The sequence below is a fragment of the Salinimicrobium oceani genome, assembly GCF_012037645.1.
Map to the genome: position 1 here is coordinate 1 of NZ_JAAVJR010000581.1, position 463 is coordinate 463.

Sequence of the window (463 nt, forward strand, 5' to 3'; positions counted from 1 at the left end):
GTTTCTTTTCTTTTTCCTCCTGCGGAAATACTTTTTTATTGAAGATGATCAAAAGGAAGAAACCACCAGTAATAGCCGAATCTGCGATGTTAAAAACAGGCTCAAAAAAAGTAAAATAATCTCCACCCCAAAAAGGGATCCACTCCGGAAGGTATCCGGACCATAACGGGAAATAAAGCATATCCACTACATGCCCGTACAACAAAGGAGCATAGCCTCCACCTTCGGGAAGGAATTCAGCCACCTGATTATAGCTATGATCAAAGATCACCCCGTAAAAGACGGAATCAATTATATTACCCACGGCTCCTGCAAATATTAATGCAATTGCAGTAATGAGTATTTTGGAACCATTTTTCCTGATAGAATCCCACAGCCAGTAACCAATAAAAGGCACGGCGATAAGCCGGAAAGTCGTTAGCAGTAATTTGCCATATTCTCCGGGAATTTGTGCTCCCCAGGC

General features: G+C 42.1%; 1 protein-coding gene. It reads right to left on the minus strand.

The genetic code is table 11. The annotated features are described in order from the left end of the window. Nucleotides 1-463 (minus strand): lipoprotein signal peptidase (locus tag HC175_RS18350; protein WP_168139677.1); only part of this gene is annotated, 463 nt, incomplete at both ends.